General features: G+C 73.2%; 7 protein-coding genes. 5 read left to right on the top strand and 2 right to left on the bottom strand.

All coding sequences use genetic code 11. The features are described from left to right. Positions 1–144: 144 nt before the first annotated feature. Complete coding sequence (locus ACIRD3_RS40295) at positions 145–699, bottom strand: CGNR zinc finger domain-containing protein (protein WP_402227091.1); 555 nt, start codon at positions 697–699, stop codon at positions 145–147. Between the two features lie 299 nt (positions 700–998). Between ACIRD3_RS40295 and ACIRD3_RS40290 the strand changes: the two genes are divergently transcribed. From ACIRD3_RS40290 to ACIRD3_RS40270, 5 genes are all read left to right on the top strand, one after another. Continuing rightward, a complete protein-coding gene (locus ACIRD3_RS40290; RefSeq protein WP_402227089.1) occupies positions 999–3,170 on the top strand; it encodes a protease pro-enzyme activation domain-containing protein in 2,172 nt (723 codons plus the stop codon). 303 nt (positions 3,171–3,473) lie between these two features. Then, complete coding sequence (locus tag ACIRD3_RS40285; RefSeq protein ID WP_402227087.1) at positions 3,474–4,526, top strand: hypothetical protein; 1,053 nt, start codon at positions 3,474–3,476, stop codon at positions 4,524–4,526. A gap of 178 nt (positions 4,527–4,704) precedes the next feature. Continuing rightward, positions 4,705–5,163: a VOC family protein gene (locus tag ACIRD3_RS40280; protein ID WP_402227086.1), complete on the top strand. Its 459-nt coding sequence runs from the start codon at positions 4,705–4,707 to the stop codon at positions 5,161–5,163. 3 nt (positions 5,164–5,166) lie between these two features. Then, a complete protein-coding gene (locus ACIRD3_RS40275; protein ID WP_402227085.1) occupies positions 5,167–6,069 on the top strand; it encodes a pyridoxamine 5'-phosphate oxidase family protein in 903 nt (300 codons plus the stop codon). Positions 6,070–6,185: 116 nt separating this feature from the next. Then, complete coding sequence (locus ACIRD3_RS40270) at positions 6,186–7,439, top strand: peptidoglycan-binding protein (protein WP_402227083.1); 1,254 nt, start codon at positions 6,186–6,188, stop codon at positions 7,437–7,439. Between the two features lies 1 nt (position 7,440). On the opposite strand, the gene ACIRD3_RS40265 is transcribed toward ACIRD3_RS40270, so the two are convergent. Then, complete coding sequence (locus ACIRD3_RS40265) at positions 7,441–8,193, bottom strand: TrmH family RNA methyltransferase (RefSeq protein ID WP_402227082.1); 753 nt, start codon at positions 8,191–8,193, stop codon at positions 7,441–7,443. Between the last annotated feature and the right edge of the window lie 251 nt (positions 8,194–8,444).

Below are 8,444 nucleotides of genomic sequence, written 5' to 3'. Positions count from 1 at the left end.
CCCCCCCCCCCCCCCCCCCCCCCCCCCCCCCCCCCCCCCCCCCCCCCCCCCCCCCCCCCCGACCCCCCACCCTCCCGAAAGCCACCACCCCACCACCCCCGCGCCAGCGGCACGGCACCGCCCGACCCTTCATTCGGTCGTCCGTTAACCCCGCCCCTTCTCATAGTGCCGCGCCGCCTTAGCCCGATTCCCGCACACGGCCATCCGGCACCACCGCCGCCGCCCGTTCTGCGAGGCGTCGAAGAAATGCAGAATGCACGCCTCGTGCGCGCACTGCTTCACCCGCGGCGCCCCCCGCCCGAGCAGCGTCAGGAAGTCGTCGGCGGCCAGCCAGGGCGCCAGCCACTCCGCCCGGTCGACCTCGACCCGGTCCTCGGCCCCGCCCGGTCCGGCCGTCCGCCGGATCCGCCCGTGCGCCAGCACCGCGTCCAGCCCGTCCTTCGCCCGCGCGCCCAACTCGCCCTGCTCGCCGGCCTCCTGGGCCGCGAGCAGGATCGCCTCCCGGGCCTGCCGGATCGCCGTCAGCCCCGCCTCGTCCGCCGCACAGCGCTCGCCCAGCCCCGCCGAGGACAGCCAGATCCCGTACCCTTCCACCCCGGTGAGCAGGTCGTTGACGGGAGTCCCGGCCCAACGCGTGTTGAGCAGGTCGAGCGCGAGCGGCTCACCGATGAGCGGTCGCGGGTCCCTGGGGTCTGCCATCACGTCAGTCATCGCCCTCCCTCGGCTCCCCCGATCCTACGTCTGCCCCCGGCCCGCTCCACCTCCACTCGACGCCCGCGCCCGACCCGCGAACCGGTATGCACCGTCAGCGAATTCCCGGTCATTCACTGTATGGAATCCCGGAGTTTCCCGCCCTCCACACTTGACTGTTTTTTAGCAATGAATTGCTTGATCATGAGCCACTTCGCACACCGGTTCTGTCATGTTCGAGCCAGCGTTCTCGACCCCGGAACGCCTGGCCCCTTGCCGGCCCCCACAGCCGGCCGGAGGAGGATCCGTTGCGCCCCCGCACCCTTGCTCTCGCCGCGGCGATAGCCGTCCTGCCGCTGACCGCCGTCTCGCTCGGTGTCTCCACCGCGCAGGCCGCCGCCCCCAACGCCGCGAGCCCCAACGCCGCCCCGCGCGTCGCCCTGCCGAACACCGTGAACCCCGCGGTGGCCCACTCGGAGAAGAAGGGTGACGTCCCGGCCGAGCAGCAGATCTCCGTCGCCGTCAACCTGAAGCTGCGCAACGCCGACGCGCTGGAGCGCTTCCTCACCGCGGTCACCACGCCCGGCGCCCCCGAGTTCGGCAAGTACCTGACGCCGGAGCAGTTCACCGCGCAGTTCGCCCCGACCCAGGCCGCCGTCGACCAGGTCAAGACCTACCTCGCCCAGCAGGGCCTGACGGTCACCGACGTGAGCGCCAACCGCCAGGTCGTCAACGCCCGCGGCACCGCCGCGCAGATCTCGCAGGCCTTCGGCACCCACGAGAGCTCCTACGTCGACCCGCAGCTGCAGCGCGCCTTCTTCGCCAACGACGCCGCCGCCTCGATCCCGGCCGACCTGGCCTCCGTGGTCCAGGGCGTCGTCGGCCTGGACAACCACGCGGTGCGCAAGAACCGCCTGGCCCAGCCGAACGGGATCTCCCCGAAGGCCGCCACCGCCTCCCCGACCGGCATGAACCCGGTGCAGTACACCGGCGCCTACAACCTGAACAAGACCGGCGCGGACGGCACCGGCACCACGGTCGCGCTGTGGGAGTTCGACGGCTACAAGTCCTCGAACCTGACCACCTACGACTCGCAGTTCGGCCTGACCGGCCCGGCCGTCACCACGGTCTCGGTGGACGGCGCCAACTACGACGCCAAGCCCGGCGAGGGCCAGGGCGAGGTCGAGCTGGACAGCGAGATCGTCCGCGGCGCGGCGCCCAAGGCCACCCAGCTGGTCTACGAGGCCCCGAACAGCGACCAGGGCGAGATCGACATGGCCAACAAGATCGTGGCCGACAACCGGGCCTCGGTCATCTCGATCTCCTGGGGCTCCTGCGAGCCGGACACCACCGCCGCCTCGATGACCGCGGTCGACAACGCCTTCAAGCAGGCCGCCGCCCAGGGCATCTCGATCTTCTCGGCCTCCGGCGACGACGGCTCGCGCGACTGCACCCGCTCCACCAGCGGCTCGACCGTCAAGGCCGTCGACTTCCCGGCCTCCAGCCCGCACCAGACCGGTGTCGGCGGCACCAACCTCAAGGTGTCCGGCAGCAACACCTACTCCTCGGAGAGCGCCTGGAGCACCGCCGGCGGCGGCGTCTCCACCGTGTTCTCCAAGCCGAGCTGGCAGACCGGCACCGGCGTCAGCGGCACCATGCGCACCGTCCCGGACGTCTCCTCCAACGCCGACCCGGCGAGCGGCTTCTCGATCTACACGGCGGGCGGCTGGCAGGTCTACGGCGGCACCAGCGCGGCCGCGCCGCTCTGGGCGGGCTACGCGGCCCAGTTCAACCAGAAGGCCAAGGCGGCCGGCCAGCCGGCCCTCGGCGAGGCGAGCCCGCGGCTGTACACCGTCGCGAACAGCAGCAGCTACGGCAGCGTCTTCCACGACGTGTCCACCGGTGCCAACCAGGACTTCTCCGCCAAGGCCGGCTACGACCAGGTCACCGGCTGGGGCTCCCCGGTCGCGGACGCGCTGACCACCGCCCTGCTCGGCGGCGGCACCACCCCGCCGCCCAGCGGCTGCACCGCCGCCCAGCTGGTCGGCAACGGCGGCTTCGAGACCGGCTCCGCCGCCCCGTGGACCACCTCCACCGGCGTCGTCGACAACAGCTCCTCCCAGGCCGCCCACGCGGGCAGCTGGAAGGCCTGGATGAACGGCTACGGCTCGGCCCACACCGACACCGTCTCGCAGACCGTCTCGATCCCGGCCGGCTGCACCTCCGCGAAGCTGACCTTCTGGCTGCACATCGACACCGCGGAGACCGGCACCACCGCGTACGACAAGCTGACCGTCCAGGCGAACAGCACCACGCTGGCGACGTACTCCAACGCGAACGCCGCCGCCGGCTACGTGCAGCGCACCCTGGACCTGACCTCCTTCGCCGGCCAGACCGTGACCATCAAGTTCACCGGCACCGAGGACTCGTCCCTGCAGACCAGCTTCGTGATCGACGACGTCGCGCTGAACATCGGCTGATCACATCCGGTAACACCACGTAGCACTCGGTAGTCCACCGATACCCCCGCCGGGGCGGCGCCGTCAGGGCCCGCCCCGGCGGTGTCGCGTCCGCCGCCGGGGTCCCGGTAAGCGCTGTGTTTCCGGACTGTTTCAAGATCGCTAACCATCCGGTTGACCAGCCGTGACCACTGTCATACGCACGACTGATGACGTAGCCTCTCGACCGTGCATAGGGTTCCCCAAAGCTCGGTGAAGCCGCTGGCGACGCGCCCCGGCGTCGGCCCGGTCCCACCGAACTCACCTGGTGGGGAGGGTCACCGTATGGCCGCACAACAGCCTCAGGACGCCGCGAGGCTGCGGCTGGTCGGGTCGCAGACGGAGCGCCCCGGACCGCCCGCACCCGGATCGGCGCCCGCACCGGCGCCGGCCCAGCCGTCGGCGCAGGCCCAGACGTCGGCACCGCCCCCCGGGCGGCTCGCCCCGGTCGGCGGCTTCGCGGACACCCTGCACCTGGCCATCGAGGCCAGCGGCCTCAGCCTGGACCGGATCCGCGCCGCCCTCGCCCAACGCGGCGTCAGGGTCAGCGTCACGACGCTGAGTTACTGGCGGCGCGGCCGCAGCCAGCCCGAACGGGCCAGCTCGCTGCGCGCCGTCCACCTGCTGGAGGAGCTGCTCGGCCTGCCGCACAGCGCGCTCTCCTCGCTGCTCGGCCCGCCCCGCCCGCGCGGCCGCTGGGCGGCCACCGCCAACACCCTGCACCTCGGGCTGGAGGACGTGTGGCCCGGCGAGCAGGAGATCGCCTCGATCTTCGCCGAGCTGGACGCCCCGCCGGCCGGTGAGCTGGAGCGGCTGAGCATCCACGACTCGTACTACGTGGACGCCGAGCAGCGCGGCAACCTGCTGCGGATGCGCCAGGTGGTGCGCGCCACCGTCGGCGGCGTCGGCCGCTGCCTGGTCGTCCACAAGGCCGACGAGGAGGCCACCGGCTGCCCCGAGATCACCTCGGTCCGGCACGGCCGGCTCGGCCGGGTGCGCCGCCGCCCGGACGACGGGCTGACCGTCGCCGAGCTGATGCTGGACCGCCCGCTCGGCCTCGGCGACAGCACCGTCTTCGAGTACGAGGTGGAGATCCCGCCCGGCGGGCCGACCCTGGAGTACAGCCGCCGCTTCGCCACCCCGGTGCGCGAGTACGTCCTCCAGGTGCACTTCGACCCGGCGGCCGTCCCGGCGCACTGCGAGCGCTACGACCGCGAGCCGGGCGCCGACGTCGACCACCGCCGCGAGCAGCTCTGGATCGGCGCCTCCGCGAGCGCCCACGTCCTGGCCCCCGACCAGCAGCCCGGCCACATCGGCATCCGCTGGGAATGGGCTTAGGGCCCACCTCCCCCCGAAGCCCCGTCGGACCCATTCCGACGGGGCTTCTCGCTGTCCGCCCACCTAACCCCTTCACATCGGCACACCGGTTGACGCCCCATCACCTAACCCCTAATCTCATGAACACAGGTTAGGCAAAAGCCCGACCGTCAACCCCTGCCTCCAGGAGTGACCAGGCATGCCCAGTACCACCCTGCAGACCGGCCACGTGGGCCTGAACGTCACCGACCTGGCCCGTTCGATCGACTTCTACCGCGCCGTCCTCGACCTCAAGGTCACCGCCGAGGGCACCGACCCCGAGCGCCGGTTCGCCCTGCTCGGCCGCGACGGCCGCCTGGTGGTGACCCTCTGGCAGCAGAGCTCCGGCACCTTCGCCCCCGGCAACCCCGGCCTGCACCACCTCTCCTTCGAGGTCGAGACCCTGGACGAGGTCCGCGCCACCGAGCGGCTGCTGCGCGAACTCGGCGCCGAGTTCGCGTACGACGGCGTCGTCCCGCACCGCGAGGGCTCGGCCTCCGGCGGCATCTTCTTCACCGACCCGGACGGCATCCGGCTGGAGGTCTACACCCGGGCCGGCGTGGACGAGACCGAGGCCACCGCCCCCACCACCGGGGCCCCGACCTGCGGCTTCTTCTAAGCCATGACCACCCCCTACCACGCCGGTGAGCGCACCGCCCAGGCCCGGGCCGGCCGGACCGAGCGGGCCGACCACGCCGGCCGCTCGATCCGCGACACCATCCCCGCGGTCGCCGCCCGCTTCCTGACCGAGCGGCGGATGCTCGTCCTCGGCGCCGCCGACCCGGACGGCCGGATCTGGGCCACCCAGCTGGCCGGACCGGAGGGCTTCCTCCGGGCCGCGGACGAGCGGACGATGTCGGTCGCCGCCCGTCCGACCGGGGCCGACCCGCTGGCCGAGGCACTGGCCCGCCCGGCCCGGGTCGGCACCATCGCCCTGGACCCGGCCGGCCGGCGCCGGATGCGGCTCAACGGCACCTCCACCCCGGACGGCGGCGACGGCCTGCTGATCGGCGCCGAGGAGGTGGTCTCCAACTGCCCGAAGTACATCCAGCGCCGCACCCCGCTGGACCGCCCGACCGCCGGAGCGCCCCGCACGGTCGCCGCCGGCTCCCGGCTGACCACCGCGCAGCAGCTGGCCGCGGCCACCGCGGACACCTTCTTCATCGCCACCACCGGGCCGGGCGGCAGCGTGGACGCCTCCCACCGCGGCGGCTTCCCCGGCTTCCTGGAGGCCGTGGCACCGGACCGGCTGCGCTGGCCGGAGTACCCGGGCAACAGCATGTTCCTCACCCTCGGCAACCTGGAGCTCGACCCCAGGGCCGGCCTGCTGCTGCCCGACTGGGAGACCGGCGGGGCGCTGCTGGTCACCGGCGAGGCCCGCACCGACTGGTCCGAGGAGGCCCGGCAGGCCGTCCCGGGCGCCGAGCGGATGGTCGAACTGTCCGTCACCGGCGTCCTCGAACTCGCCGACGCCGCCCCGTTGACCTGGACCGACCCGGAGTACTCACCCGCGATCCCGCGCTGACCGCACCTCAGGTCAGCCGGGAGCCGAACGATCGTCACCCGCCCGGCCCACTCCGCCGCGCCGCACCCCGCCCGCTCTGGGACTTTGGTCCGTGACCTACCGGAAAGAGGCGGAGCATGACCCCGACCGACCTGTCCCCGCTCCTGGAGTTCGACGAGGTCGAACCGGAGGAGGACTGCATATGCGGGGGCTGCGGCGCCCGCCGCCGCGCCCGACAGCACGCCGCGCCCCGCGGCATCCGCCGCCACGCCGCCGTCCTGGTGGCAGCCGTCGGCACCGCGATAGCCGGCGGCACCGCCGCAGCAGCAGCCCCCACCCCGGACAACAACAGCACCACGCAGACCCCCCAGGGCGAGATCAGCGGCCCCTACGGCCAGGGCGACCGCGCCTCCACCGCCCAGCCCCTCACCCGGGCCCAGATCATCCAGCGCGCCCAGAGCTGGGTCGACCAGAGCGTGCCGTACAGCATGGGCCGCTACTGGTCGGACGGCTACCGCCAGGACTGCTCCGGCTTCGTCTCGATGGCCTGGGGCCTCGGCAGCAGCCAGACCACCTGGACCCTGCCGGACTTCGCCGAACGGATCGGCAAGAACGACCTCCAGCCCGGCGACGTCCTCCTCTTCAACAACCCGGCCAGCCCGCAGGCCGGCTCCCACGTCACGATCTTCGGCGGCTGGACGGACTCCTCCCGCACCCGGTACCTCGCCTACGAGCAGACCGCCCCCGGCGCCAGGAAGCGCGCCACCCCGTACGCGTACTGGAACAACTCCGGCGCCTACGTCCCGTACCGCTACACCGGCCTGTCCGGCGCGAGCAACGACGGCGGCGTGCCCGCCACGGCCTTCCCCGGCCCCCAGTACTTCGGCCCCGGCCAGGACAACGCGTACGTCACCACGCTCGGCCGGATGCTGGTGCAGCGCGGCGGCTCCCGCTTCTACACCGAGGGCCCCGGCCCCCGCTGGGGCGAGGCCGACCGCAAGGCCACCCAGGCCTTCCAACTGGCCCAGGGCTGGCGCGGCGCCGAGGCCGACGGCCTCCCCGGCAAGGACACCTGGGACTACCTGGTCCACGGCAAGGGCCGCAACATCGACAGCGGCACCCCGCTGCCCCCGCCGCCCCCCACCACCACACCCCCGCCCTTCCCCGGCACCCAGTACTTCGCCCCCGGCCAGGACAACGACCACGTCCGCCGACTCGGCGACCGACTGGTCCAGAAGGGCTTCGGCGGCTCCTACACCGTCGGCCCCGGCCCCCGCTGGACCGAGGCCGACCGCCAGGCCACCGAGGCCTTCCAACTGGCCCAGGGCTGGCAGGGCCCCGAAGCCGACGGCTACCCCGGCCCCGACACCTGGCGCCACCTCTTCTCCTGACTCAGCGCCTCCCCGACATCCAGTGGAACAGCCCCATCGCCACACTCGTCGCCAGGTTGAAGCTGGACACCCCGGGCTGCATCGGCACCGCGGCCAACCGGTCGGCCCGCGCCTTGAGCTCCGCCGAGACCCCGTGCCGCTCCGTGCCGAAGGCGAGCAACGCGTCATCCGGGAACGGCAGGTCCCGGATGTCCGCCCCTTCCGGGTCCAACACGTACAGCGGCCCCGCGGGGAGCTCCGGCAGGGCCACCCGCTCGACCGCCGTGGCGAAGTGCAGCCCCGCACTGCCCCGCAGCACGTTCGGGTGCCACGGATCCAGATCCCCCGTGGTCACCACCCCCGTGGCCCCGAACCCCGCCGCCAGCCGGATCACCGCCCCCACGTTCCCCAGGTTCCGCGGATTCTCCAGCACCACCACCGGCGCCCGCCGCGGCCGCTCCCCCAACACCGCCAGGTTCACCCCCCGAGAAGGCCGCACCGCCAACGCCACCACCCCCGTCGGATGCAGCCGCGGCACGATCCGCCGCACCACCGCCTCCGACACCTCCACCGCAAGCCCCTCCACCGCCGGCACCACATCCGGCGCCAACTCCCCCGCCAACCCCGACAACGCCCCCCGGTCCACCGTCACCACGCGCCGCACCTCCCCCCCGAACCGCAGCGCGTGCTTCAACGCATGAAACCCGTCCAACACCACCACCCCCGGCTCCCCCTCAGCCGCCCGCCAAGCCCCCACCAACTCCTCGTCGTCCATACCGCCCACTCTGCCACCCCCACCCCACCCACCCCCTCCACCCATCTCTCCCCTCACCCGACCAAGCGAGAGGGACGCGCTGCGGAAGGGGCGGCGCAGGGGGTGGCCCGGAGAGGGGCGTTGCGGGTGATTTCCAGACTGCCAACGGCCTCAACCCCCACCCCCTCCACCCATCTCTCCCCTCACCCGACCAAGCGAGAGGGACGCGCTGCGGAAGGGGCGGCGCAGGGGGTGGCCCGGAGAGGGGCGTT

The sequence above is a fragment of the Kitasatospora sp. NPDC093550 genome (assembly GCF_044764985.1).
Classification (GTDB): Bacteria; Actinomycetota; Actinomycetes; order Streptomycetales; family Streptomycetaceae; genus Kitasatospora.
Note: the sequence above shows the minus strand (reverse complement) of the source record. Positions and strands in the feature narration are given on the sequence as shown.

What these genes read in the sequence shown, in the direction of transcription:
- ACIRD3_RS40285 (WP_402227087.1), top strand. Translation starts at nt 3,474, where the DNA reads ATGGCCGCACAACAGCCTCAGGACGCCGCGAGGCTGCGGCTGGTCGGG.
- ACIRD3_RS40270 (WP_402227083.1), top strand. Translation starts at nt 6,186, where the DNA reads ATGACCCCGACCGACCTGTCCCCGCTCCTGGAGTTCGACGAGGTCGAA.
- ACIRD3_RS40295 (WP_402227091.1), bottom strand. Translation starts at nt 699, where the DNA reads ATGGCAGACCCCAGGGACCCGCGACCGCTCATCGGTGAGCCGCTCGCG.
- ACIRD3_RS40275 (WP_402227085.1), top strand. Translation starts at nt 5,167, where the DNA reads ATGACCACCCCCTACCACGCCGGTGAGCGCACCGCCCAGGCCCGGGCC.
- ACIRD3_RS40265 (WP_402227082.1), bottom strand. Translation starts at nt 8,193, where the DNA reads ATGGACGACGAGGAGTTGGTGGGGGCTTGGCGGGCGGCTGAGGGGGAG.
- ACIRD3_RS40280 (WP_402227086.1), top strand. Translation starts at nt 4,705, where the DNA reads ATGCCCAGTACCACCCTGCAGACCGGCCACGTGGGCCTGAACGTCACC.